Origin of the sequence: Candidatus Enterococcus leclercqii, from assembly GCF_009933135.1 — a bacterium.
GTDB classification, from domain to species: domain Bacteria; phylum Bacillota; class Bacilli; order Lactobacillales; family Enterococcaceae; genus Enterococcus_C; species Enterococcus_C leclercqii.
This window is the reverse complement of the sequence record NZ_MAEH01000014.1, coordinates 109,051-134,061: the sequence shown is the minus strand read 5'-3', so window position 1 is coordinate 134,061 and position 25,011 is coordinate 109,051. Positions and strand designations below refer to the sequence as shown.

20 protein-coding genes and 1 tRNA gene are annotated in these 25,011 nt (G+C 45.0%); 1 reads left to right on the top strand and 20 read right to left on the bottom strand.

Annotated elements, in window-relative coordinates; genetic code table 11:
* Positions 1-190 precede the first annotated feature (190 nt).
* The 6 genes from BAU14_RS07090 to BAU14_RS07065 all read right to left on the bottom strand — a co-directional run bounded on the left by BAU14_RS07090 (position 191) and on the right by BAU14_RS07065 (position 7,046).
* The gene (locus BAU14_RS07090) at positions 191-1,102 is read right to left on the bottom strand and encodes a PTS system mannose/fructose/sorbose family transporter subunit IID (RefSeq protein ID WP_161899396.1); all 912 of its coding nucleotides are present in this window, start codon (positions 1,100-1,102) and stop codon (positions 191-193) included.
* Between the two features lie 21 nt (positions 1,103-1,123).
* Entirely contained in the window at positions 1,124-1,927 is an 804-nt protein-coding gene (locus BAU14_RS07085) for a PTS mannose/fructose/sorbose transporter subunit IIC (protein ID WP_202622193.1), read from the bottom strand.
* Positions 1,928-1,962: 35 nt separating this feature from the next.
* The gene (locus tag BAU14_RS07080) at positions 1,963-2,961 is read right to left on the bottom strand and encodes a mannose/fructose/sorbose PTS transporter subunit IIA (RefSeq protein ID WP_161899394.1); all 999 of its coding nucleotides are present in this window, start codon (positions 2,959-2,961) and stop codon (positions 1,963-1,965) included.
* A 121-nt stretch (positions 2,962-3,082) separates the two neighbouring features.
* The gene (locus BAU14_RS07075; protein WP_161899393.1) at positions 3,083-3,592 is read right to left on the bottom strand and encodes a mannose/fructose/sorbose PTS transporter subunit IIB; all 510 of its coding nucleotides are present in this window, start codon (positions 3,590-3,592) and stop codon (positions 3,083-3,085) included.
* Positions 3,593-3,817: 225 nt separating this feature from the next.
* The gene (locus tag BAU14_RS07070; RefSeq protein ID WP_161899392.1) at positions 3,818-6,724 is read right to left on the bottom strand and encodes a sigma-54-dependent transcriptional regulator; all 2,907 of its coding nucleotides are present in this window, start codon (positions 6,722-6,724) and stop codon (positions 3,818-3,820) included.
* 250 nt (positions 6,725-6,974) lie between these two features.
* A tRNA-Glu gene (locus BAU14_RS07065) sits at positions 6,975-7,046 on the bottom strand.
* 232 nt (positions 7,047-7,278) lie between these two features.
* Here BAU14_RS07065 and BAU14_RS07060 point away from each other — a divergent pair.
* Positions 7,279-7,464: a hypothetical protein gene (locus BAU14_RS07060; RefSeq protein ID WP_161899391.1), complete on the top strand. Its 186-nt coding sequence runs from the start codon at positions 7,279-7,281 to the stop codon at positions 7,462-7,464.
* 5 nt (positions 7,465-7,469) lie between these two features.
* On the opposite strand, the gene BAU14_RS07055 is transcribed toward BAU14_RS07060, so the two are convergent.
* The 14 genes from BAU14_RS07055 to BAU14_RS06990 all read right to left on the bottom strand — a co-directional run bounded on the left by BAU14_RS07055 (position 7,470) and on the right by BAU14_RS06990 (position 24,735).
* Positions 7,470-8,018: an N-acetyltransferase family protein gene (locus BAU14_RS07055; protein ID WP_420022087.1), complete on the bottom strand. Its 549-nt coding sequence runs from the start codon at positions 8,016-8,018 to the stop codon at positions 7,470-7,472.
* A 207-nt stretch (positions 8,019-8,225) separates the two neighbouring features.
* On the bottom strand, positions 8,226-10,448 hold the full coding sequence (locus BAU14_RS07050; RefSeq protein WP_161899389.1) for a transglutaminaseTgpA domain-containing protein: 2,223 nt from the start codon (positions 10,446-10,448) through the stop codon (positions 8,226-8,228).
* Positions 10,445-11,485: a DUF58 domain-containing protein gene (locus BAU14_RS07045; protein WP_161899388.1), complete on the bottom strand. Its 1,041-nt coding sequence runs from the start codon at positions 11,483-11,485 to the stop codon at positions 10,445-10,447. The genes BAU14_RS07050 and BAU14_RS07045 overlap by 4 nt, the downstream gene beginning before the upstream one ends.
* The gene (locus BAU14_RS07040) at positions 11,482-12,426 is read right to left on the bottom strand and encodes an AAA family ATPase (RefSeq protein WP_161899387.1); all 945 of its coding nucleotides are present in this window, start codon (positions 12,424-12,426) and stop codon (positions 11,482-11,484) included. The genes BAU14_RS07045 and BAU14_RS07040 overlap by 4 nt, the downstream gene beginning before the upstream one ends.
* A 638-nt stretch (positions 12,427-13,064) precedes the next feature.
* Complete coding sequence (locus tag BAU14_RS07035; RefSeq protein ID WP_161899386.1) at positions 13,065-14,069, bottom strand: lipoate--protein ligase; 1,005 nt, start codon at positions 14,067-14,069, stop codon at positions 13,065-13,067.
* 92 nt (positions 14,070-14,161) lie between these two features.
* Entirely contained in the window at positions 14,162-14,902 is a 741-nt protein-coding gene (locus BAU14_RS07030) for an MBL fold metallo-hydrolase (RefSeq protein ID WP_161899385.1), read from the bottom strand.
* 143 nt (positions 14,903-15,045) lie between these two features.
* A complete protein-coding gene (locus BAU14_RS07025; protein ID WP_161899384.1) occupies positions 15,046-16,131 on the bottom strand; it encodes a M42 family metallopeptidase in 1,086 nt (361 codons plus the stop codon).
* Positions 16,132-16,960: 829 nt separating this feature from the next.
* Positions 16,961-18,235 carry a D-alanyl-lipoteichoic acid biosynthesis protein DltD gene (gene dltD / locus BAU14_RS07020; protein WP_161899383.1) on the bottom strand — a complete coding sequence of 425 codons (1,275 nt, stop codon included), beginning with the start codon at positions 18,233-18,235 and terminating at the stop codon, positions 16,961-16,963.
* A 2-nt stretch (positions 18,236-18,237) separates the two neighbouring features.
* Entirely contained in the window at positions 18,238-18,471 is a 234-nt protein-coding gene (gene dltC / locus BAU14_RS07015; RefSeq protein ID WP_161899382.1) for a D-alanine--poly(phosphoribitol) ligase subunit DltC, read from the bottom strand.
* Between the two features lie 97 nt (positions 18,472-18,568).
* A complete protein-coding gene (gene dltB, locus BAU14_RS07010; protein WP_161899381.1) occupies positions 18,569-19,774 on the bottom strand; it encodes a D-alanyl-lipoteichoic acid biosynthesis protein DltB in 1,206 nt (401 codons plus the stop codon).
* A complete protein-coding gene (dltA, locus tag BAU14_RS07005; RefSeq protein WP_161899380.1) occupies positions 19,774-21,297 on the bottom strand; it encodes a D-alanine--poly(phosphoribitol) ligase subunit DltA in 1,524 nt (507 codons plus the stop codon). Before dltA ends, dltB begins: the two co-directional genes overlap by 1 nt.
* A 15-nt stretch (positions 21,298-21,312) precedes the next feature.
* Positions 21,313-21,462, bottom strand: a complete 150-nt coding sequence (locus BAU14_RS07000; RefSeq protein ID WP_161899379.1) for a teichoic acid D-Ala incorporation-associated protein DltX — start codon at positions 21,460-21,462, stop codon at positions 21,313-21,315.
* Positions 21,463-21,923: 461 nt separating this feature from the next.
* Positions 21,924-23,978 carry an FtsX-like permease family protein gene (locus BAU14_RS06995; RefSeq protein ID WP_161899378.1) on the bottom strand — a complete coding sequence of 685 codons (2,055 nt, stop codon included), beginning with the start codon at positions 23,976-23,978 and terminating at the stop codon, positions 21,924-21,926.
* Positions 23,968-24,735: an ABC transporter ATP-binding protein gene (locus BAU14_RS06990; RefSeq protein ID WP_161899377.1), complete on the bottom strand. Its 768-nt coding sequence runs from the start codon at positions 24,733-24,735 to the stop codon at positions 23,968-23,970. Before BAU14_RS06990 ends, BAU14_RS06995 begins: the two co-directional genes overlap by 11 nt.
* Between the last annotated feature and the right edge of the window lie 276 nt (positions 24,736-25,011).

Genomic DNA, 25,011 nt, shown 5'->3' with positions numbered 1-25,011 from the left:
CCTGAAAGCCACCTTTTGCCGAACAGGATTATCAAAATCTTTGACTCGATTTCACAAATGCTCGATGGCACTGCCGACTTACTACCCACTGAACACTTCCAGTATACGCAAAAATCAGCTGTCTGTCCTGTTACAAACAGACTTCCTATGTAAAAGGAGACCGTAAATTCGGTCTCCCTTGTAACTAAGCTTACATCAAACCGATAACGTGGAAAACGATACCGACAACGAACAAGCCCAAAATGATAACGATTGGAGAAACTTTTTTCTTCAACAACCACATGCACAACAGAGTCAACAGCAATGCTGCCAGCCCTGGAATCAGTGAATCCAAGTTATCTTGTAAAGTAGTGACTTTGATGTTGCTCAATGCTTTACCAGAAGCCACTTCTTCAAAGGCTTTCTTGATGCCTTCTGCACCGCCAGGAAGCTTGTCCCATTCGATATAGGCACCATCAGACAATTCAATTTCTGAAACAGTCGGAGTAAATTTAACACTTACCCAACGTTGGACTAGCGAGCCCAACACGAACATCCCCAAAATCGAAGCGCCTTTAGTTACGTCTTGCAACAAACCACCAGACAAGTCGTCAGTGATCTTAGAACCGGCTTTGTAACCAAATTCTTGTGTATACCACATGAATGCCCAACGAATGATGTTCCACGCAACGAAGAACAAGATTGGACCCAAGATGCTGCCAGTCAGTGCCAAAGAAGCACCCAGCGCACCCAACATTGGACGTACAGTAAACCAGAACACAGGGTCGCCGACACCGGCCAAAGGACCCATCATGCCGACTTTTACCCCTTGAATCGCTACGTCATCGACTGGTGCACCATTGGCCCGTTCTTCTTCCAGTGCCAAAGTTACCCCGATGATTGGAGATGCGATATACGGGTGAGTATTGAAGAACTCCAAGTGGCGTTTCAACGCTGCGGATTGTTCTTCTTTTGTTTTGTATAGTTTACGAATAGCTGGAATCATTGCGAAACACCAGCCGCCGTTTTGCATCCGTTCATAGTTCCAAGAACCTTGAATGAAGGTAGAGCGCCATGCTACGGCCAAACGGTCTTTTTTCGTTAATTCAAGTTTTTCTGCCATTTTCTTTCTCCTCCTTCAAGATTAATAATCGTTCAAAATGTCGCCCAATGGATCGCCAGTACCGCCTTGGCCACCACCATTGCTTGAGCCGCCCATTTTAGACAAATTCAAGTAAATCAGTGCCATGGAGACTGCAATCGCACCTAAAGCGATCAGTGTCAATTGAGAGATTGCCGCAACGGCAAACCCGATAATGAAGAAAGGCCATACTTCTTTAGTCGCCATCATGTTGATAACCATTGCGTAACCAACCGCAACGACCATCCCGCCGCCGATTGCCATACCATCAGTCAACCAAGCAGGCATTGCGTGCAGCAAGTTTTGTACGCTTTCTGCCGGAATGAACAACAGCAATGCTGCTGGCAATGCGATCCGAACACCTTGCATTAAGATTGCGATGATGTGCCACATCTCAACTTTACGAATGTTACCTTCTTCAGCGGCAGCGTCCATGATATGAACGATTGGCACAGCCAAAGTACGTACAAACATTGTCAATACCAAACCAGCTACTGCCAAAGGAATCGCAATTGCGATTGCTGACGGAATGCCGGCTTTGCCTTCGCCACCCAAAACTAAAATAATTGCGGATGCAACTGCGGCCAATGCAGCATCTGGTGCAACTGCCGCACCGATGTTAGCCCAACCCAAAGCGATCATTTGCAATGAACCACCGAGCATGATCCCTGCCTCTAAGTTACCGGTCACCAGACCAATCAATGTACAAGCAACTAATGGTTGGTGGAATTGGAATTCATCGAGGATCCCTTCCATCCCAGCCAGGAAAGCCACGAGTACAACTAAAATCATCTGAATAAAATTCAAATCACTCATGATTTCTTAACCTCCTATTTCTCTGATTAACCGTTTTGAGCTTTCAACTCAGTTTCGGCCTTTTTCAAAATGTCATCCATATTGTCTTTTGAATCATTTGGTACTTTACGAACATCAAATGCGATGCCGCGGCTCTTCATGTCTTCAAAGGCTTTGACATCATCTGGACCCATTGACAATACTTTACTTACTACAACTTTTCCGACTGAATGGGCCATGGAACCCACGTTGACTTCTTTAATGTCTACGCCGCCGTCCAATACACGAACCACATCTTGCGGATTTTCAAACAGCAACAATGCTTTGGTTGCACCGAATCGTGGATCTTTAGCGATATCAATCATTTTTTGAACCGGAATAACATTGGCTTTAACCCCAGGAGGAGCAGCTTGTTCGATCAGTTTCTTTCGCAGATCGTCTTTGGCAACTGCGTCGGAAACAACGATGATCCGGCTTGGCTGTACTGATTTGGTCCATGCTGTGGCCACTTGTCCGTGAAGCAGACGAGAGTCGATACGAGCCAATACAAATTTGATGTGACCGTCTCCAAGAACAGTCCCCGGTTTCAGTGCCCCTTTAGGTTCTGTACCGGCAGCTGCAACTGGTGCCGCAGCTTCTTTTGGTTCCAGCTCTTCCGGTTTAATCCGGACGCCTTCTTTTGCAGTTTCCAGAATATGGGCTGCGATTTCTTGCGCTTTGTTCATTGAGAAACGGGATGCGTAGGCTTCGATTACCATCGGCAAGTTCATGCCGGCAACGATCGCCCAAGTCTCCTTGTGTTCTTCAAACAAGCTGTTGGCTTGGTTGAAAGGCGTGCCGCCCCACAGATCCACTAAGAACAAAACTTCTTGCTGGTCGTCGAAAGAGGCGATTGCTTCTTTCATTTTGGCTTTGATGTCATCGGGACCCTCTGAAGGCATCAATGTAACTGCTTTGACATTTTCCTGCTCACCGAAAATCATCGATCCCGATTGCAGGATACCTTCAGCGAATTCTCCGTGACTCGCTAGGATAATTCCTACCATTTTTCTACCTCCTATTTCATTTTTGTGTCAGACAACAGTTCCTTTTGGCTTTCTGTTGGCCAACGGTGATTCTATTCATTGACAACAGCCTCCGAAAAAAATAATTGCAGCTTACAGGTGACTATTGCAACGACGATTTGGCGTCATCCTTGTCCAAAAGCTCGATTAGATCCAGCTTACGGTCACTGGGAACTTTGCGAACCTCCAAGGTGATCCCTCTTTGGGCCAGGATTCTGAAACAGCGGATGTCTTCGGTATCCACCGAGATAAAATTGGTAATCATTCGTTTTCCGACGATATAGCGCATGCCGCCGATATTGATTGTCTGTAAACCAACGCCCGCTTCGACCAGCCGCAGGACATCCCGCGGGTTAGTAAACAAGAGCATCAGCTTTTCGCCAATCAGCAGTTCCGAAAAATACAGACGAATCATTTTTTCGGTATCGATGACATTGACCTTGATTCCTGGCGGTGCTGCTTCTCTTAATAAGAAGCTTCGCAATGAATCATTGGCCGCCTCGTCACTGACGACGATGATTCGGTTGACACCGGTTTGCTTCGACCAGGCCGTAGCTACTTGACCATGAATCAAACGATCATCAATTCGTGCTAAACGAATATCCGCTTCCATCTCACTCCCTCCTATCACAACAGGCCCTCATCACAAAAGTGACACAACCGGACAGATGACTGACACGGTATTTCCGTATCACTCTTATATAAGCAAGGACCGTGCCAACTTCCAAATCGATACACTATTGTTAAATCAGCCTTAAGAAGGTCTAAATAAAAAACACACTATAAAACACACTAGCGATAGTGTATTTTATAGTGTGTCTAAACTTAATATTTCTCTTCAAATGACATCTTCTTCAAAAAGATCAATCTCATCATCGCTCACAGTCGCGCCACTACTTTTGAGTTTCAAGATTTCCATCAGATAATACTCTTCACTGACTGGAACTGTCAGTCGCAACAATCTTTCAAAGGATTGCAGATGCAAGTGTAGTCGCGAATAAAATTCTTCCCCAAGTAGTCCTGCCTCTTGTTCAGCAGTTACCGTCAGTGGTTCATTGACTAAAACTCGTTCAATCATCCCCGCAGTGTGCATCGCCAAGTTGATCTTCAGTCCTTGTTGTTCTCCTGGCAGACCATAAGCTGTCACCAATTCTTCGACAAAACTCCAAATCACCGGAAACAGTTTACCAACATTTAAGAAGGTAAAGTTTTCTTCCATAAAAGCAATGGCCTTTTTTTGAATCTCATCTGATCCTTGCGCTACTTGAGCATTTGGACATTGCGCTTGTTCCAATAACAATCGATTCACCAAATCACCGACATCAGAATCGATGAATTGATCCAAAGGAATAAACGGTGCTGCCAGCTTTGGATCCATGATCCCAGTCGAAGCAATAATATGATAGGTATCTTTTAGAGCCGGCAGTTGCGACTTCAGCTCAACAGCAGACTGCGTCAACACAGTTAATTCTTTTTTCTGTTCTGGTGCCAATGCTCGCTGAATCAACTCCTTGACCCGCATCGCTGTCCCCTCTCCGGAAGCACAGATGGCCAAAATAGCCGGCTGTTTATGAGGTGGCGGCGCAATTTGCGTCAAATCGCCACTGCCATAACCGTTAAACGCTCGCAAACTATCATAGATGGAATCAAGATCACTGCCTAGCACGGAAGCTTTTCGCACCGCTTCTAAGACTAAGGCTGTCGTCACCATATCCATGGTTCGAACCTCGATACCGGTATCTCGGGTAATTGTTTCACCAAATGTCGCCAACGAACCCATATCTACCAACAGCAGTGCTCCGCTATCTTCTGAGACTTGTTGGACAGCTTGTTTGATTTTTTCCAGTGCAATCTGAGGTGGCATATCTAGTGGCATATCCACTGCTTGCACATGATCTGCTCCTAAAAGCTGGGTAACGACTTTTACCATGCTGCTAGCCGTAGTATCCCCGTGGGCAGCCACTACAACCCCAATCTTGCCGTCTTTTTGGTTGGCAGCTAATGAAATCAACAACACCGCCAAATAATAGTCTTCACTATCGGGAATCTGGACTTGAAAAACCTGTGACAAATATTCCCGAATGGAGCGGGCAATTCGAAATTCTTCCGGGTAAGCTGCCACCATTTGGCGAATATTGTCATTGGTATGACGCTCTTCACCGGTAGCTAACTTTTTTAGAAAAGAACTGATATGCAAACTCATGGCATACAGAAAATTCTGTTGCAGCTCATAGCCCAACCGTTCTTTGAGCATATCGTAAATATGATTGGTGGTCTCAATGATTTTTTCATCCACGAACTCCGCCAGCTTATTATCGGCATGGAAAGTGAAGCCGTGATCTTTATAAAAAGATTTTAGATGAATGTTGATATCTGTAGAAATAAATTGGTTGATGGCTGTTTGATCCAAACCATCCGCGGCTAAAAGTGCTGCTTTGTCACCGATAATATCGTATAAATTGTAAGGCAGTTCATAAGAATCAGTTTTGATTTCCATCATGCTTTCATGAGGATCAATCACTAAACGAGGTGCCAATATTTTGGATAAATCGGCACTTTTGACCCGCTCATTGGTTAACGCTACAATCCCGGAGCGAATCCCTTCTGGCAAATCTTCCATAGTAATTGCGATTTCTTCGTGCTGCATGTGGTTCAAAAAGCCCCGAGCACAAACCAATTGAATATTTGATTTTAGTTGCCCGATATTGCCATAACTGACACTGCCAATCAACGCCTTCACTACGTCTTCCGTGACTGAGATTCGTCGTTGGATTCGTCCTGCCTCCTGGGCAATCATTAACTTAACCAGTTCCACTTGTTCTGTCGCTGGTCGCTGACTAAAAGCCGGCAGTGTAATATTGATAGGGATTCGACGGACAAATGTCGCCAGCAGGCTGGAACCAGGATCTTCCGTCGTCGCACCAATAATTCGCACATCCGCTTGATGGGTCTTAGTGCTTTCTCCCAATCGACTGTAGGTCCCATGATCCATAAAGTAAAAGACCATTTCCTGGCCTTCTGGCGGCAAGCGATGAATTTCATCCAAAAAGAGCATCCCACCATCCGCCTGATCGATAATTCCTTTTTTATCTTGATCGGCGCCTGTAAACGCCCCCTTCGTATAACCGAAAAGATGGCTCATAAGCAGTTCCGGGTTATTGGCATAGTCCGCACAGTTAAACACAATCAACTCTTTTTCCCGAGCAATCACGCCACTATTTACAGCAAAGCGAAACATCGCATGGGCAAAATAGGTTTTCCCTGATCCCGTGGGACCGGTAATCAAACAGTTCAAGCCTTTCGGTGGATAGAGAATTGCCGCTTTTGCCTGTTCGATAGCATTGCGCATACTGCCACTGGTACCGATCAAGCGGGCAAAAATATCTTGCACTTCCGGTACCGCCGCATAACGCTGACTTCCCACTGGCCGCATGTAGGGGCTGTCGGGTGATTCTTTGTAGCTGGGTACATATTTCTTTTCAGCCGGCAAATCAGAGAAAACGTCAGTCTCGTCAAAAACCTCAAGTTCCTTTTGGGAAGTTGTCACCGGCAGATAGCGAACTGGCCGCCCTTCTGACTTTTCAACCCGACCTTGGCGAACCAGCTCATTTAAATCTTTACTGGCATTTGGTCGTTGAATCTGTAGACACTCCGCCACATCTTGGGTTGTTACACCATAAGCTGAAGAGTTCATGTCACCTGCTTGTTGAAATACAAATTGATAGACCCGCTCGATACGTTTCATAAGCCGTTCCTTTCTGCGTTTTCCGGTCATCGGTTGGGCAGCCAAAGCTACCTAAAGAGCTGACCGTCAGCGCTAGTGTATCATTTGTATCTATTATACTGTTTTTTCAAGAGAAACAAAGCGATTTACTTTCCTATGAGTTTTGTCGACGTAAGACACCAACCTTATGGGACCACCATTTCTTGTTCAGAAAAACAAAAAAGACGATTCACCAGCCCCATAGCTTAGTGTATCGTCTGATAAAAGTCAATAGCCTGTACGGGATTCGAACCCGTGCCTCCACGCTGAGAACGTGGCGTCTTAACCCCTTGACTAACAGGTCATGTCCGCCGATTTCCCTCGGTCAACATAGTTATCATAGCACTTTTATTTAAAATGTAAAAAGAAACGACTTGCAGGAATCCACCTTCCCTAAATCTTTCTTGTTGCTGCGGTCATGGTTGCTTTACTCTTGGAACCTTACAAAACTGTTCGCAAGCTGTCAGCTAAAGCATGCCGTCTTTTGCAAAAGAACTGCTACACTAAGAAAAAATGTAGAGAAAGCAGGGAAAGTCATGAATACGATTGGTCTTATCAGCTTAGTAATAGGCATCGTTTTTACTCTTAGCGGAATTTGGGTAGCCGCACCGGCAGCCGGCGACTTGCGAAAAGGGACCTTCCGCCACGAACTTTTTGACTTAGGCATTTTACTGATTGCGGTTGCCGTTGCCATTGCTGGCGCTTCATTGTTGGGAATTTAAGTTTTTTACCAAATAAGATCTGTCAATTGTGGATAAGGAATAAAGGGCTGCAAGTCGTCGCCAGGCTGCTGCAGCTCTTTTTGCATCCACAAAACGTCATACCAACGGGAAAACTTATAGCCAATCTTTGGAAAGCAGCCCACGGTTTGGTACCCGAATTTTTCATGAAAAGCCACGCTAGTCTGGTTGCCTTCTGTAATACACGCTGTCAAATTTATCAGTCCCTGCTTTTGCAGAATCTGTTCCAATTTTTGGTACAGCAGTGTTCCGACACCTTTCGCAGCACGGTCTTGCTTCAAATAAATCGTCACTTCACAGCTCCAGTCATACGCCGTCCGTCCCTTGTAGACTCCCGCATAGGCATAACCGATAATTTGGCCTTCTTGCAGCGCCGCAAGATATGGGTAGCGGGACAACGTGGTGACAATACGTTTTCTAAATTCTGGGACTGTTGGCACCTCGTACTCGAAAGTAATTGGTGTCTCCAAAACATACGGCTGATAAATGGCTAAAAGCTCTGCCGCATCTTCCGGCTGAACTTCACGGATTTCGATCATGTCCCATCATTCCTTTCTGTGATTTCTATCATCTTGGCACAATTTACAATATTTGTAAACGAAAATTCGATGGCTCAAGGACGTCCACTATCTAAAAAGATACGAAAAAAAGCTGAACAACAGTTGCTTTCTTCATCTAACGATCGCCTAAAGGAAAATCGTTGGGAGATGCAATCTGTGATTCAGCTTTTTTGTATCTTGCAGTTAGCGGTTCTTACGTATAGAACGCTGTTTTTCAGCAGTCGCTTTTTGTGCCTGCCGCAATTCTTGTGCGGCTGTTTGTAAAAGAGACCCACTGTTTTCTAGTGGCTGTTGTTTGTTGTAAAGATGGGCTTCGTAATCCTCAGTTAAAGCAATAAATTTCGTTGTCTGCTGTGGGTAGGTCTCTGTCAATCGGCGGCCATATTCTTTGAGGTTTTCTGAAGGTTGCCGAGAAAGCAGTTTCTCCCATTCCTTCAATAAATACAAGTACCCAGTTGAAAAAGGCTGCTTGCTGCACTTACTGATTACAAAAAGTACAAACTTTAGACGCCGATGCCAAACAAGGAAAATCAAGGCGACAGCTGCTAACCCGCCGGCAATTAGCAGCACGGTCTTGTACCCCCAAGAACTGTTGCTGTTTTCTTTTGAGTCGGCCTTTTCACCTACAGAAGTCGCTGGCTGTTGCTGGCTTTCAGTGGTCGTAGCACTTGTGCTCTCTGCTGTCTCTGACGTTTGACTGCTTTGGGGCGTAAGAGAGCTGTCTGTTGTCATTTGGGTTGTCTGCGTACCTTCCTCAGCCAAAGCTGTCCCCGGTCGATCTGGGTTTATAAATGAAGGGGTCGGTTCAAAAGGAACCCAACCATAGCCTGCAAAATAGACTTCTGGCCAAGAATGAGCGTTGAGGTTTTTGATTTCATAGACCTTTTGTTCTTCAAAACTCGGACGGGCTTCTCCTTGACTGAAGCCTTTTGCCCAGCGCGCAGGAATGCCCAGTGTTCGCAGCATCACCACCATCGCCGAAGAAAAATTGTCACAGTAACCCACCCGTGTCTCAAACAAAAACTGGTCGACGTAATCTTGATCCGGCAGAGGGGCTACTGCATCCACTTTGGAATAACGAAAGTCTTTTGAGGTGCTCAAATACGTTTCTACCGCAGTGACTTTTTCGTAGAGCGTTCGTTGCTCTCTGGTGACTTGCTCAGCCAACGACTGAATTCGCTTCGGTAACTCTTCCGGCAATTGCAGATAGTCGCTTTCGGTTGGAGGCAGCTCCAGCAAAACACCACGTAAAGAATCGACGCTGTAATCCGGCTCCTGCGTATCTAAATAGACCTGCTGCTTTTCTGCCTCTTCTAAAATCAAATCCACTCGCTGATTGAGCTGGGCGTATTCAAACCCGAGAAATCCGGAAACCAATCCAATTGTAGTGTTCCCGTAAGGCAATGGCAGATAGGTATTTCGGGTCATAAATTCCAAATTGATTCGTTGTTGTTGGGGATATTTCAACAATGGCGCATCAGAGGCTTGCACTGTAAAACGATTTTCCAAAAGGACACTGCTTTCTTCCGACTGCTGTCGCTGCCACCCTTTGCCAGTGTAGTTATCTTTACTGTCTACTCGCCAATAATGCGGCCGCAGCTGTTGAGCGGTGAAAAGCAGCGTATCATCATCCACCATAGCTCCTCCCAGCGCTTCGTCATCTTCGCTGAACCCGGTGCGGGTGTTGCTACCGACACCGATGCTCTCAATATAATTGTAAAGCCCGACATCGTTAAAATAGTTGCGAACAGCCACCGTCTGTTTGGCAAGTGGGTCTCGCAAAAAAGTATCCGGCAGATATTGGGCAATTCCAGCCATCAAAAAGAGCAATAAAACAGCAACCAGAATATAACTGCCTTCATGGGATAGTCCCCGGCGACGATTTTGCTTCAATCCGTAAGAAAACAAGCCGCAAGCGGCCACAAGAAAGATCTGCAGCAACGGCTCCAAGTGATTGAAAACAACGAGAATCAATAAATAAGCCAGCATCGTCAGGTAGCTAAATAGAAAGTGCTCATACTCGATCATCAGTACACTCAGGAGTACCAAGGCTGCCATAATCAGACTAAACGCCAACAATGACGGGGTTCGGCCGAAGCCTTCTGACTGGACCAGGTTTATCAATGGACGCAATTGCCGCCAAATCGCTGCGAGCCAATCCAGCCCCACCGATTGACCTAACGGAAAATAGCGATACACCCCAAATGCAAATAGCAATAAGACTGCCGACAGACGTAACCAGCCCTTGGGCAATAGCGCCAATGACAAACAGACAGCGCCTGTTACCAAGACGGCAGTGCTTTTATCCTCAAAATGATAAACGGTCAAAAATTGTTGCAAAACCGCTGTTAAGCCAATAAACGCCGCAAGAGCAAAAGGACCTTTTCTTTGGAGTCGCTGAATCATGAAAACTGCCCCCCTTTGTCTGGTACTTCTGCAAAAGTTTCCACCAAGACTGGCGTCATTTGGGAAAGATCATAGACCGCTACTTGATTGTTGCGTTGCCAACTCCGCACCTGCTCTTTCAACTCAGGATCTTGCGTCGTAGTAAAGATTAACAGTTGTCTATTTTTAAAGGCTGGCAGTGCCGGTATTTTTTCAAAACCAGCTGCCAGGGCAAACTGTCGATCGTCTTGCAGCGGTGCGATCCCCGTTTTTGTTACCAAGCATTGCTCCATCTGGCCTTTAAATACTTTTTGCAACGTGTAATAGCGGCTCAAGCTTTGTTCAAATGTGCTAGTACGCTTTCCCCAGAATAACAAAAGCGTCGGCGTCTCCTCGTGTTCTTCATACTCGCGAATGATCAACTCCCGCTGACGAGCACTTTGTTTCCAGTCCATCTGCTTCAAGGAATCGCCACGACGATACTCTCGAAAATTTCTGATGTTCGCCGAACGCTCACCAAAGCTTGCCCGTTGTCGTGCTTGGCTGATTTCGAGAGCCCATTGTTCAGCAGTTGAATCCCTTGCAGGTAAAACGATGATTTCTGGTGAAAGAGAGAACTGCCGCTGTTTGGTGAACAAGCCAAACCAGTCGACTGCTTCTGCGGTTACCCTGGTTTTCTGAAAAATTCCCCGCTTGGCTGCAGTCAATTCGAACACCGTCTGCCAAGGCTGCCCGTGATAAAAACTGGCAAAAGTCTTTTTGGTGGAATAATCCGGCAGTTGCAGACTCAGCCCCGGCGCCCAATACACACTCCGACTTTTGACTGTAACGACTAGGGAAAAAGATTGCCCCACTGTCGTCCAGACCGGTGAATCTGCAATAAAAAACAGCCTATTCAATGGAAAAATGAGCGTCACGAGATTCACCAAAACAAAAATCAGATAAAAAAGCAGCAACAGCCAACCGGAAGTATCGTTAAAAATGATTGCATAAGCAGCTGCCAGCCCCAATCCAATCAACACCAACAGAATTTTTAAACCCTGCTTAAAATGTCTCATTTTCTCTTCTTGACGGGAACAGCTACCTGCTGGATTATCCCCCTCAAGACCTCCGCTGTCTGAGCTTGTGAAACACTGCCGCCTTGAAGGATCAAACGGTGACTGAACACTGCCGGCAAAATTTTTTGCAGATCCTCTGGCGTGACGTAATCTCTGCCTTGAATCATAGCATAAGCTCGTGCTCCTTTCATAAAGGCGATCCCTCCTCGAGGACTGACCCCTAAACGCACACCGGGAAACACTCGGCTAGCCCGTACCAAATCCAGCGCATAGCGAGTCACCAGCTCATCGGTATAAACGTCATCCACGGCTTGTTTCAGTTGAGACAGCTCCGTCGTGGTTAAGACTGGCCGCACGTCTGCTAACGCGCGTTCCTGTTGACCATTCATCAACAGCAGCTCATCTTCCAACACAGGATACCCAATCGCCAAACGAAATAAGAAACGATCCAGCTGTGCTTCCGGTAGTGCAAAGGTGCCTTCATATTCAATCGGATTTTGTGTAGCCAAAACAAAAAAGTTTTGATCGAGAGCATAGGTGTGATTGTCAATCGTGACATGACCTTCAGACATGGCTTCCAGTAAAGCCGCTTGGGTTCTCGGTGCCGTCCGATTGATTTCGTCTGCCAATAGGATTGTCGTAAAGATTGGTCCTGGGCGAAACTCAAATTGACCACTCTGTTCGTTGTAGATTGACACACCAGAGATATCGCTGGGCTGCAAATCCGGCGTAAACTGCACGCGGGAAAATTGCCCTTGGATGGCTTTTGCCAAAGTTTTAACCAATACGGTCTTACCGACACCGGGAATATCCTCAAACAAGACATGTCCACCTGCCAGCATCGCAGTTAAGGTCATCTGGATGACTTCCCGCTTACCGATGACCACCTTTTCAATCTCATTTGTCAAGCGCTGCAATTGTTGAAACTGTTCTTCTCTCATGCCATTTCCTCACTTTCACAGACAACTTCTTTTCCCTATTGTATCGGGAATCTTTCCGACGGGCAAACGCAAAAGTCCCTTGTCGTATAAAATACCTCTTCCCAGAAAAAGACAGCCACTCCAGGTCATTCAAGCTTAAAATTCGATACAATCTACAATAGTCGGATTCCTTTACCGGACAAACGTCTGTGACTCAACTCACTTGTGCAAGCAAGTGAAAGGTGAGTTTTCTCTTGACTAATCGTAGGAACGGGAATGTGACATAAGTAATTTCCAAGTGCTAAGCAGTGGATGTTTAACCACAATTCATAAAAAGTATACGGATGAAGAAAACTTTGACTATCTTGATGTCTTAGTCCGAAAAGAGAACATTACCCTACGTGTCAAGAGAAGTGAATGACGCTGACCTTGCTTGATGAAATCAAGGAAAGCCTGTGTTTGAAATTTTTAGCAATGAAAAGCCGACGATCTTCCAATGATTTTAATGGAAGATCGTCGGCTTTTGGGGGCTCACGTTTGGTATTGTTTCCTTCACAGGACGGTGACTCAACTACTGTCAGCCTCTTCCCTGTGGCTTACGTTTACTATTTCCTTTACAGGAGGATGATAAGACGATGGTCACCGTCTCTTGACGGCAGTTAATAGATTAATTCTAACAGATCTGCTTTTTCAATATTACCAAAATATTTTTTCACGTCAATTTCATCAATAACAGCTTTTAGCGCTTCTTTATCATATCTTGTGCCCACCAATGCCTCTTCAACATCTTTGACTTCTCCTAGTCCGAAAAAGTCCCCATAGATCTTGGCATCAGTAATTTTACCTTGCTGCACATTCAACCGGATTTCGATGGAACCAATTGGGAACCGATGTTGCTTTTCGATATCGAATTCTGGTGATTTGCCGTAGTTCCAATCCCAATTACGGTAGAAGTCTTCAGAAATACGATTGATCTTTTCCCAGTCGGCAGCTGTCAGTTCATAGGTTTTCACGTCAGCAATAGTGTCCGTACCAAAGATTTTCAACAAGATATCCTGGCGAAATTCTTTGGTAGTCATGTTTTGTTTGTCTTGCGGCAAAAACGGTTTGATATTCGTTACCCGAGAACGGATGGATTTGATGCCTTTTGATTCAATCTTATCTTTTTTGACCTTCAATGCATTAACAACTTCATTGATATCTGAGTCAAACATGATTGTTCCGTGAGCAAACATCCGACCATTGGTAGCGTACATCGCATTGCCAGAAAACTTCATGTCATCGATTACTAAGTCGTTGCGGCCCTTGAGTTGTGCCCCTTCGACACCCATTTCATGAAGTGCTGCCACGATCGGTTTCGTGAGCTTTTCAAAATCTCTAAATGAGTTGCCGTCGTCGGGCATGATGAAACTGAAATTCAAATTTCCCAAATCATGATAAACTGCCCCGCCGCCTGAAAGACGTCGCACAACATGGATGCCGTGTTCTTCCACGTAATCTTTGTTAATCTCTTCAATCGTATTTTGATTACGTCCAATAATAATGGAAGGTTCGTTAATGTAAAACAGTAAAATCGGTTCTTCCAAAGGCATTTCATGGACTAAAAAATGCTCAATAGCCAGATTTACCCGAGGGTCGTTATTTTCATTCGGTACAAAAATCATTCAGATCGTCTCCTCATTCGATTTTTGACGACAACTTGCCGGTCGATTCGGCTAGTTTGTCGAATCTTTTTTACGCCAAAGAGCTGAACATCTCAGATTTCAAAGACCCCTTTGACTTCGGCTAAGTCTACAGGAATTTCTTCTCCCGCAGCCTGAATCGCCTCGTTGCGCAGTTGGTTCAAATCGCCAAACTGGGGCAGATGGGTCAAAACCAGACGTTTCACTTGCGCTTTTTTGGCAAACTCACCGGCTTCTTTACTAGTGAAATGGGCTTTGTGGTGTTCATTACCGGCAAACAGATAAGTATCCGCCAAAAACAGATCGGCCTCCGCGGCAAATTCCGAGAATTCTGCCAGGTAACCGGAGTCACCGGTGAATACAAATATTTTACCTGTACTATTTTCTACAAAGCGCATGGCATAGCAAACAACCGGATGTATCGTCTTCATAAATGTAACAGAAAACGGACCCAATTCCAACTGTTCCGTCTCGAAATAGGGCCGGCCTTCTGTAACATTTGGCAAGGTCAATTCTTCAAAGTGAACCGTGTCCAAAGTATGACCATAAATCGGTAATACTTTCTTTGGCTCTCGGTTTGGATGTAGTTGCCAATAATACTGCAAGACACCGAGATCTGCGATATGGTCGTGATGGTAATGGCTGATGATCGCCGCATCCAGCGCCAACGGATCCAAAATTTCTTCCAATCTGACCAATGTCGTGCTGCCACAGTCCAATAACAAATTGAAATCTCCCGACTGTAGCAGGTATCCTGTGGTTCCCTGTCCTTTATAAGGATATGCTCCAAGACATCCCAAGACTGTCAATTTCATCTAATCGCACCTTTCTGTATTCGAATTTTCAGTGATTAGCTCCCATCCACTTTATCATTGAAGCCTGCTATTCGTCCAACCACAGCAGTTACAAAAAAAGACCGGGCACAGTGGCCCGGTCAATCGTTACATTCAGATTAAAACTAGTAGCTACGCAATTCTTCGACTGTTTGATCATCCAAGCGACGGACAACTTCTGTCACCAATTTTACCGTGTTCAAGTAGTCATCTTCATGGATTACAGAGGTGTGGGAATGCAGGTAACGAACTGGTACTGTAATCGCGACTGAAGGGACACCGTCGCGAGTCAAATGCATCTGACCTGCGTCTGTCCCGCCACCGGCAATCACTGTGTATTGGAAGGGAATTTCCAATTCTTCTGCGACATTGATTACAAAATTCAACAGTTTTTTATGAGGAACCATTGAGGCATCAAAGATCAAAATTTGTGGCCCGTCCCCTAATACGGAATCTGCTTCTTTTGGACTCATACCTGGCGTATCCCCAGCAGTTCCGGTATCTAATGCGATAGCGATATCTGGATTTACCAAATGAGTACTGGTACGAGCGCCTCGCAAACCAACCTCTTCCATCACATCACTTGCAGCAAACAGGCAGTTCGGGTGCCCTTCATTAGCCAAATTTTCCAATACTCGCAAAGAAACAGCCGTGCCGACACGATTATCCCAAGCTTTTGCCAGCAAGAATTTACTGTCATTCATACGTTGATATTGGATGTAAGGCGTAATCATATCTCCAGGTCGAATGCCCCAGCCTTTTGCTTCTTCAGCAGAGGAAGCGCCGATATCAATGAACATATCTTTGATGTCGTAAGGTTTGTTGCGGACTTCAGGCGTCAAGACATGCGGTGGTTTTGAACCGATGACACCATGAATCAATTTTCCGGCTTGTGTTTTGATTTCCACTTGTTGAGCTAGCATCACCTGGCCCCACCAGCCTCCGAGAGTCTGGAACTCGATAAACCCTTTTTCAGTGATTTTTGTGACCATAAAGCCAACTTCATCCATATGACCGGAGATAAAAATCTTCGGACCGCCGCCTTCTCCCACATGTTTGGCAATCACACTGCCCAGGCCGTCGAAGAAAATATCTTCGGCAAAAGGTTTGGCATAGGCTTTGAAGATTTCTCGCACTTCTTCTTCATTGCCGGGAACCCCTCTGGCACTGGTCAGATCGATCAAGAGTTGTTCGTCTTTTTGTTCAAGCATTGTTTATCTGCTCCTTTAAAAATATACTGAATGATTGCTGTTGGAAAAAGCAAAAATAGACAGGGTTACCGTTTTTGGGCAGCTTTACCAACAGTAGCCGATAAAATCGCCAAAGGTCTGTGTCAATCTTTTTTCATCCCTTCAATGCTCCGGCTTTAAAACCAAGAGCGACAATCCTTCGATCCTTTGATCAAAAGCTATTATAACATGCACAAGATCGTTTTCGAAAAAAACCGTTTTGTTATTTTTTATCTTCTTTCATCACAAAAACACCCCCGCTTTTACCGTTGCCGTGAGCTCGCACATTTAGCTGCTTAAAAGCAGGTTATACAGCGCGCTTCTTTGTGGCTAATTCTATCGTGTTACGGCAGTTGTAGCCTGTTTGCTATCTTCAAAAGCGCCGGAAAGACTCGTTTTTTCCTCGTTGCAAAATCAGATACTTTTTTCGTTGGGAATGTGACCTGAGTAATTTTCAAGTGCTAAACAGCGGATGTTTAACCACAATTATTAAAAAGTATATGAACGAGAAAAAATTGTGACGATCTTGATGTCTTAGTCCGAAGAAAGAACATGACCATACGTATAAAGAGAAAAAGTGAATTAGGCTGACTGCCCTTGATGAAATCAAGGGCAGTCAGCTTTTGAAATTTTTAGCAATGAAAAGCCGATTATCTTCCAGTGATTTTAATGGAAGATAATCGGCTTTGGGGCCTCACGTTTGGTATTGTCCGCGTCAAAAGACGGTTCAAAGGACGGTGACTCAACGATTGTCGCGGCCCCGACGACTGTTACGTGTCAGCGACAAAAAGAGTTGTATTTAACCAGTGGCTCATCGTTTCTTAGCCGTAAGTTGTTCTGGAGAAAGTTGCTGCCATTCTTTTGAATAGAAATAATCTTGCAGGTGATACGTGGTTTTCTTTGTCTTCCCGTCTGCCAAAAACGGTGCAATGGCTTGGTCAGCCGCTAGCCAACCTCGCCAACCCAAATGGATCGTATCTTCCATAAAATAAGGTTCAGCCGCACGGTCAGTAAAGTCAGCGATGTTATGAAATCCTTGCTCATTCAATTGAAACTTGATCTTTTGCGCAAATTCCTGCAGCATCTTTTGCGACAATCCTGTGAAATCTGACCATTTTTCGTTGACTGGCGGGATGATGAACAACGCATCGGCATTTACATCTGCCAACTGATTCAACACCAATTGAAAATCCGAAAACTCTGCCGAATAACGATAATCCAGTTGACGTTGAGAATCATTTAGTTTTTCCAGTTGGTGTTTCAAGCGCTTGTCATAAAACTGGTCTGAAATCCCAAAAGAATTATTTTTCGTCATTGACGCCCCAATCCGACTAGCCAATGCATCTAAAGTGACAGGGTCATAATTTTTTGGCAGTTGGGCAACCGCTTTGTTGATACTCTGTTGTTTGGAGGTCAAGCCGACTTCACTGAAAAGCTCATCTTCTCTGTTTAGCAAATTGATATGCAACTGTGCCAACTCTTTTTGCTGTGAAGAAGGTGGCGTACCCTCTGCAATCAAGCGCAGCATGCTTTCCAAACCCGTATCGTGGGTTACTTTGTCATAAGCCAGCAGGCGTTTTGCCAAATAACGGTCCTCCCCCGTCACCTGTTGAATCTCAGAAGCCCAGATATAAGTCTGCAACTCAGAAAAATACGCATCAAAGTAGGCTCTGGTCACGCCACCTTTGACAAACCACTGAGGGGAAATAACAAAGACGATCTTTTTATTTGTCAGATCACTTCCCAAAGACTGCATCATCATATACTGAGTCAAAGATTGCGTTCCCGGGGCGCCTAACAGAAAAGGCGTATAGTTTCTTTGATATTTTTGCGCGAGAACAGAAGGGTGAAATGGACTGATTCGGCTCAATTCAGAAGATCCAAAAAACGGTACATATTTTCCTGAACGGATGGCGTTGTTTTTGATGGAATTGCCCCGCAAGACATTCCCAGACATGGAGCTGGCGGCTTTGGCCCACAAAGAAGGATTGTCGGCATCGATCTTGAAGGGGGAAAAGAACAATGCCGCAAGCAGCAAGCCAGCCAACACCAAGGGCCCGAAAATCGACAATAGCTTTTTTTTCATAACTAAGCCTGCAATTTCTTGACTTGTTCAATAATTTTATTCGGTGTGTCCCACAGTGTCCGATCAAATTCAGAGACGGGCACTTGTACGCCTAATTGGCCGTCAATCTCGACTAACAGCTGCACTGTTGCCATCGAATCCATCAACCCTTCGTCAAACAGATTCACATCAGGATTTTCCCGAACCTCGTCAGTCCCTGTAATTTCTTCTAAAATGTCAAAAATTGTCTCTTCCATGATGATTGCTCCTTTTTTATTTGATTGCACCAATTGCTAACAGTGTTTCCAGTAATATTTCAATAATGCTGGCGGCTTTTTTCTGATAGTTGCTAGATTAGCGGCCGAAAAACAGTTTGTCTAAAAAGCCGGAAAAAATCAAGAAACTAAAACACACGGCTTGAAAAGTCAGAAATACCGACAACCAATGAGTTATGCGATTTGACGGCAAACCTTTGTGTTTTTTCTTGAAACGCAGCCAAGCATCTGTCAGACAGATCAACAGAGCGTGATAAAACCCATACAACAGATAATACCAAGTCAGTCCGTGCCAGACACCCATAATCATAAACAAGGCAAAGTAACCGACATTTGAGGCCACGACCCGACTTTTAAAGGTTTTCTTTTTGATTAGTGTGAACATCAAGCGCATGTAGATATAATCCCGAAACCAAAAGGACAAGGTCATGTGCCAACGATTCCAAAATTCTTTGATGTTCCAAGATAAAAATGGTTTGTTGAAGTTTGGCGGTGTTTCATAGCCCATCAGATTACTGGTTCCGACAGCGAATAAACTGTAACCGGCAAAGTCGAAGAACAAGTACATACTGTAAACATACATATAGCCCACTAGCGCCCAGGATAAACCGCCGTGGCTCAAGGCATCCCGAGAAACCACCGGTAGCATTACAGAACCAAAGTAGTAGCCAATGATGAATTTGTACAAAAAGCCCAGAAAAATATTGTGGATGCCTTTTTCCAACAGCTCAACGTATTTTTCCCGGGCAGGTGCTGCCAATAAGTCTTTTTCAAAGCGCCGATAGCGATCAATCGGGCCTGAAGAAATCGTGGGGAAAAACAGCAGGAACTGGATGTAGCGAAACGGATGGTACTCTTTAATCATGCCGTCTCTAATTTCCATGATCATCTGTACGGACTTAAATGTCAGGTAACTGATTCCCAAAAAGCCCAGAATCGATGCGACACCACCTGAAAAAAAGGGCGTGATTTTCGTAATGGCCAATGGCAAGATGGCGAGAAAAACAGCCAGATAAAAGACCTTGCTGTTGTTTTTTTCCTGTCGATACCTGAAATAGCCCCATACCAAGAGTGTCTGGAAGAAGACATAGATAATCAGTGCAACTCCCTGATGCCAGTCTTTACCACCAAAACTCATGTACAAGAAGAACAATGTCAACAGCACTTGATAGCCGTTTAAGCGTCTGCCCTTCCACAACAAAGCGACGATCATAGGCAATAGCGCAACAGCCAGGATTACAAAATAAGTGGGATCAGCATAAGGAATCATATGAGGAAATAACATCAGCTGTTCACCTCTTGAATCAGTCCTTTGCGATCAATCTTACCGTTGGCCGTTCGGGGCAGCTGATCCACATAAACAAAGCGCTGTGGAATCATGTAGGGCATCACTCGTGTGGCCAGCTCTTCTTTGATTGCTTTGGTCAAACGGAATTCTTTGTCAAAAGGATCTTGATCTTTGACAATAAATGCCACCAGCTGTTGCACCTTATGCTCTTTATACTTAGGAACCACTGTGGCTTGACGAACATAAGAGACTTCTGTCAGGTGGTGATCAATGTCCTCCAGCTCAATACGAAACCCGTGGAGCTTCACTTGAAAGTCCATTCTACCTTCATACAATAGCAATCCGTCTTCTGCTAAACGTCCGGCATCACCGGTTCGGTAAGCAGGCTGTCCCTCAAAGACAAAGAAGGCTGCTGCCGTTTTTTCAGGATTGTTCATGTAGCCCTTTGAGACACTGGGCCCTGCAATCACAATCTCACCGACTTCTCCTTGAGGCAACGCTTGCTCTTTTTCCATGATTACCACGCGGGTGTCTGTTTTAACATACCCGATAGGAATCCGGTCAGAGGCTGTCAAAATTTCCGGCGTTACCTGAACACCTGAAATAGCTACTGTCGTCTCTGTGGGTCCATAGGTATTGAAAATCTGACTGTTAGGAAAACGTTCCAACAACGTCTTGGCCGTCTGCTTGGTCAACTCTTCGCCACAGAATAAAAAGACCTTCAGCGTTGGAACTGTCTTTTCATTAAAGGTCTGTTCCATCAGGCAAATATCCATGAATGAAGGCGTGGAGACCCAGACATCCAACTGCATTTCCGGTAGCCGGACAAAGAGTTCTTTGAAATCTTCGATAACCGCTTTTTTCATCGGTACCAATGTTCCGCCAGAGCACAACGCCGGATACAAATCCATCACGGACAAATCAAAGGAAAACGGTGCCTGACACATAAAGCGCATGCCGCTTTCGATAGGGAAATCCTGCAGCTCCCAATTTACAAAGGACAACAGATTTTCATGACTGATTTGCACTCCCTTAGGCACTCCTGTAGTCCCCGAGGTAAAGATGATGTAACAAGTCTCATCCGGTTGTAAAGGTGTCAACTGTGCAACCGCATCCTCTGAGACTGCTTTTGAAAAGATTGCCTGCAACTGTTCTGCTGCCAACACAGGCACTGACGTTTCGATATCCGGCCAAGCTTCGACGGCGACAATCAGGGCCGGTTGGGCTACTTCAAGAATCAACTGGATGCGTTCTTTCGGGGTGCCAGCTTCGATGGGGATATAGCCATGACCAGAGCGGATGGCTGCCAAAAAGACCGCCGGCATGTCAAATTCTAAATCACCGTATACCATAATCGGCGCACCTTGCACCAGTTGCTCATCGAAATGAACCGCCAATCTTTCTGAGAAATCCCCCAGCTGACGATACGTATAAGACAGGGTGCCATCTTGGTAACAGAAGGCTTCTGGTGTTTGCTTGCGCCAGCTGTCGATGGCTTCAATAATACTTGTAATTGGCATCTAATCACCTGCTTTCTAAAACTCGTTATAGATAAAATTACCACCTTGGATGTTGCGATAATGGTACAGATAAATCAATATGAGGACCACCGCAAAATAAAACAACGTCTTGCCGATAAAAGACAGCCAATACAGTGTCTTGGGCTTGTTCAACCATTGCCTCATGTCATTTCCTCCTCGCATTTTTTCAGCAAGCCTTTTTTTGGTCTCACTGCAACTTCTCGAACATCAGTAACTCTGCTGTGTTCATTGTTGAGACCGATTAAACATCACTTGAAGTGCTTATAGATCACAGTCTTTAGGGAAGGTTCGAAAAAACAGACCACTTTCTAATTCTTCTAGTCCATTCTAGAGGCTCTCCAAAAAAATGAACAGTGATTGCCCCTATCAACAAGCGCTTTCTCCCTAACACTTTCGTCACATTCCGAAAAGCCCGGATTATTTCCTGAGTTTTCCTTAAATTTATTTTTATAGCCAGCATTTGAAATTTACAGCAAGCAAAAGCCGACGATCCTCCAATGATTTTAATGGAAGATCGTCGGCTTTTGCTTGCCTCTCACATTTGGCATGATTCGGTTCGTAGGACGGTGACTCAACGATTGTCCCCACTCCATCCCTTAGCAGAATTATTGGCTTTCAACAGAACGAATATAAAAATGAGCCGTAATCAGATAGGCAATCACATACAATAACGCCATAACCAAACAGAAAAGGTAGGCCAGCCAATAAGCGTCACTGTGGATGAATTGTGCCCACAGGTGAATCGCAAAGCATGAATGTCCCGTAATCAGCAGCACCGGCGGTAAAAAGACCCAAGACAGCTGGCGATAGATCAGACTGCGAATGGAGCCACGGGATATACCTAATTTTTTCAACAGTTGGAAGTTCTCACGCTCGTTACTCATTTGAGAAAACTGCCGCAACATCATGATACCGGCAGTGGTTACCGAGACAGTCACACCGATAAAAATAGCAACATAGACAAAAATCCCGGATTCTCGTCGAAACCGCCGCAGTTCTCGATAACGGCTAGTAAAATTCAGCCGATTGTAACTAAAAGAAGTGGTGTCTGCAGTTGAATCTTCTATTTTCTCCTTAGTGAATTCAGCTGACAAATGTCCTGTAGTATACTGATAGTTGTAGCGAATCTCGTCCCCCCATTCGGTGGTCATGCGATCTCCCAACTTTTGTGACCAGCTACGGTCTGATGGCATTTTGGCATCAATCATTGCCACCGGATAAATGATACCATTCGCCTTTTCATAGACAGACTGTTTCACTACCAACACACCAGCACCATAGCGCATATTCGAATCCCCCAGATAATCCGGATAGATCTTATTGACTTGTACCGCTTGTCCATTAGGAAGTATGAACTTGCGGTCAACGGTTGTTAAATTACGAAAAATATTATACTCATAGTCAAATAAGACAGCTTCTTGCCCAGTGTTCAAATGAATCTCCGGCAACTCTTTGTGTTGCTTTGAAAAAGCGGCATATTCTTCTTCTGTTAAAAGATCGTAGAGTTGTTCTTGTTGACTCTCATCATTATGGAGAAAGCGGCGAGTCATATGGGCCACCGTTACCTTGAAATGCAGTTGGGTCTCCTCGGTGACTTCACCGCCTACTGCTTTGATCTCTTGTTCCAGTTTTTTGTTCTCCTCTCCTCTGATCTGAAAATCAGTAGGGTTGCTATTGAACAAAATCTGGGAGCGAATGCTAATGACTGAAATTGCCCCAGCGATCACTGTAATCGCCGCAGCCGTCGCTAACGTTGCAAAAGCCAACGAGCGCCAATTGTTCAGCATCTGAAAGCGCCCGCTACCATACGCATAAAAACGCAGGTACTGATACGACCGTCGTCGCAATCGCCGCAGACATTCAAACAATGCCTTCAATGTAAAACGGTAAAACAGGTAGGTGCCAATAATACACAGCACCAACACCAAAAAGGGCAACCAGAAGACAATGCCGTAGCTTCCCGTAGCCGAGATGTAATGAATCATATACTCACGGCTGAAAAATGACAGCCAGTAGCCTCCTACCAAAAAAAACAGGCCCATTCCACCAAAGATTCCGGTCCAAAGGGTTGCCGGCATTTTGCGAATTGTGTTCTGAGATTTGGCTTCAAACAGATCGATTAGCTGATGGCGATAAATTAACCAAGCGTTTTGCCCGGCAATCACCAGCGAGATCCAAAAAAAGACGATCATCGTCGCATAAATTGACCGCAACGAGATGAAAAAATGACTAGCCAGCTCTAAATCCATCGCTTTAATCAAAATCATGGAGAAAAATTTTGAAAAAATAATTCCCATCACAATTCCAGAAACAAAAGCCAGCGTATTCATTATGAAGTTCTCAATCACAAACTGCATGATAATGCGGCTCTTGCGCAAACCAAAAAGCTGATACAAGCCGACTTCCCGGTAACGCTTAACGACAAAAAAACGATTGGCACTCAGCATAAATCCTGCGAGTATCAGCAGCATAAACAGATTGCCCAAGCTCAATACATAGGATATCTGGATGTCCGGTTGGGCACGTTGCACCAGCGGTTGGTCATTGGTCATCGCCCCAAAGGAATAATAGATCATTACTGCGAGCATCATACAGATAGAATAGATACTATAATCCCGATACTGGCGCAAAAAACTGCGCCAAGAGATCTTAGTAAGCATGACGCTTACCCCCTCCGCCAATCGTCGCTTGCATATCGATCACCCGATTGAAAAATTCTTTGCGACTGCCTCGTTTGACGATTTCGGAGAAAAACACCCCATCTTTGATGAATAAAATACGGTTGCAATAACTGGCGGTATAAGGATCGTGAGTCACCATTAAAATGGTGACATCCTCTTCCTGATTGACAGTGGCCAAATAATGCAGCAATTCGGTAGCTGATTTTGAATCCAGCGCCCCGGTAGGCTCATCGGCAAAAATGACTTTTGGTCGAACCACGATTGCTCGCGCCGCTGCCACTCGTTGACGCTGCCCCACTGACAATTCTGCCGGATAGCGTTCCAACAAGTGGCTGATTCCTAACAGTTCCGCTGCGTGGGCAAGGCGCGTATCAATCTCTTTCACCGGCAGCTTGTCAATAGCCATGGGTAAGATGATGTTGTCTCTGGCAGTCAGTGTGTCCAATAAGTTGAACTCCTGGAAAATAAATCCCAGATCTTGCCGCCGAAAATCGCTCAACTGATTCTCCCCCATTTTGGTCACATCTTTACCGGCGACTTCCACTGTTCCAAATGTCGGCAACGCGATAGAGGCCAGTATATTCATCAACGTAGTTTTCCCGGCACCACTGGGACCCATGATGCCCACGAATTCTCCTTCATCTACACTAAAAGATAAATTGTCCAAAACTTTGGTCTCATTGAAACGATTGCCATAGGTTTTGCTAAGGTGTTTGACATCGATGATTTTTTTCATAACTGCTCCTTTCCGCCACCGAACCTCTGGCGATCTTTGCTTCATACTATCAAGAATTCAGAAAATCGACAACTTTACCGGCAGTTGCACTCCACAAAGCGACGGTTTTCTTCTATATATAGTACAGTCTAGAAGTTTCCTACAAGAAGTGACAGATTAGGCTACTGATTGTTTGTTCTGGGGTAAATTTTTCCAACTGGATTTTTTTGCTAAACAAAAAACAGTTTTTTTCTTACATGATTTTTTTATAAAAAGCCGAGGGGGTTGAAACCTTGT

Bases quoted from the DNA above. Each gene is read 5' to 3' on its own strand.
- BAU14_RS07090 (WP_161899396.1), bottom strand. From the start codon at position 1,102: ATGGCAGAAAAACTTGAATTAACGAAAAAAGACCGTTTGGCCGTAGCA.
- BAU14_RS07080 (WP_161899394.1), bottom strand. From the start codon at position 2,961: ATGGTAGGAATTATCCTAGCGAGTCACGGAGAATTCGCTGAAGGTATC.
- BAU14_RS07075 (WP_161899393.1), bottom strand. From the start codon at position 3,592: ATGGAAGCGGATATTCGTTTAGCACGAATTGATGATCGTTTGATTCAT.
- BAU14_RS07070 (WP_161899392.1), bottom strand. From the start codon at position 6,724: ATGAAACGTATCGAGCGGGTCTATCAATTTGTATTTCAACAAGCAGGT.
- BAU14_RS07060 (WP_161899391.1), top strand. From the start codon at position 7,279: ATGAATACGATTGGTCTTATCAGCTTAGTAATAGGCATCGTTTTTACT.
- BAU14_RS07050 (WP_161899389.1), bottom strand. From the start codon at position 10,448: ATGATTCAGCGACTCCAAAGAAAAGGTCCTTTTGCTCTTGCGGCGTTT.
- BAU14_RS07045 (WP_161899388.1), bottom strand. From the start codon at position 11,485: ATGAGACATTTTAAGCAGGGTTTAAAAATTCTGTTGGTGTTGATTGGA.
- BAU14_RS07040 (WP_161899387.1), bottom strand. From the start codon at position 12,426: ATGAGAGAAGAACAGTTTCAACAATTGCAGCGCTTGACAAATGAGATT.
- BAU14_RS07035 (WP_161899386.1), bottom strand. From the start codon at position 14,069: ATGATTTTTGTACCGAATGAAAATAACGACCCTCGGGTAAATCTGGCT.
- BAU14_RS07030 (WP_161899385.1), bottom strand. From the start codon at position 14,902: ATGAAATTGACAGTCTTGGGATGTCTTGGAGCATATCCTTATAAAGGA.
- BAU14_RS07025 (WP_161899384.1), bottom strand. From the start codon at position 16,131: ATGCTTGAACAAAAAGACGAACAACTCTTGATCGATCTGACCAGTGCC.
- dltD (WP_161899383.1), bottom strand. From the start codon at position 18,235: ATGAAAAAAAAGCTATTGTCGATTTTCGGGCCCTTGGTGTTGGCTGGC.
- dltC (WP_161899382.1), bottom strand. From the start codon at position 18,471: ATGGAAGAGACAATTTTTGACATTTTAGAAGAAATTACAGGGACTGAC.
- dltB (WP_161899381.1), bottom strand. From the start codon at position 19,774: ATGTTATTTCCTCATATGATTCCTTATGCTGATCCCACTTATTTTGTA.
- dltA (WP_161899380.1), bottom strand. From the start codon at position 21,297: ATGCCAATTACAAGTATTATTGAAGCCATCGACAGCTGGCGCAAGCAA.
- BAU14_RS07000 (WP_161899379.1), bottom strand. From the start codon at position 21,462: ATGAGGCAATGGTTGAACAAGCCCAAGACACTGTATTGGCTGTCTTTT.
- BAU14_RS06995 (WP_161899378.1), bottom strand. From the start codon at position 23,978: ATGCTTACTAAGATCTCTTGGCGCAGTTTTTTGCGCCAGTATCGGGAT.
- BAU14_RS06990 (WP_161899377.1), bottom strand. From the start codon at position 24,735: ATGAAAAAAATCATCGATGTCAAACACCTTAGCAAAACCTATGGCAAT.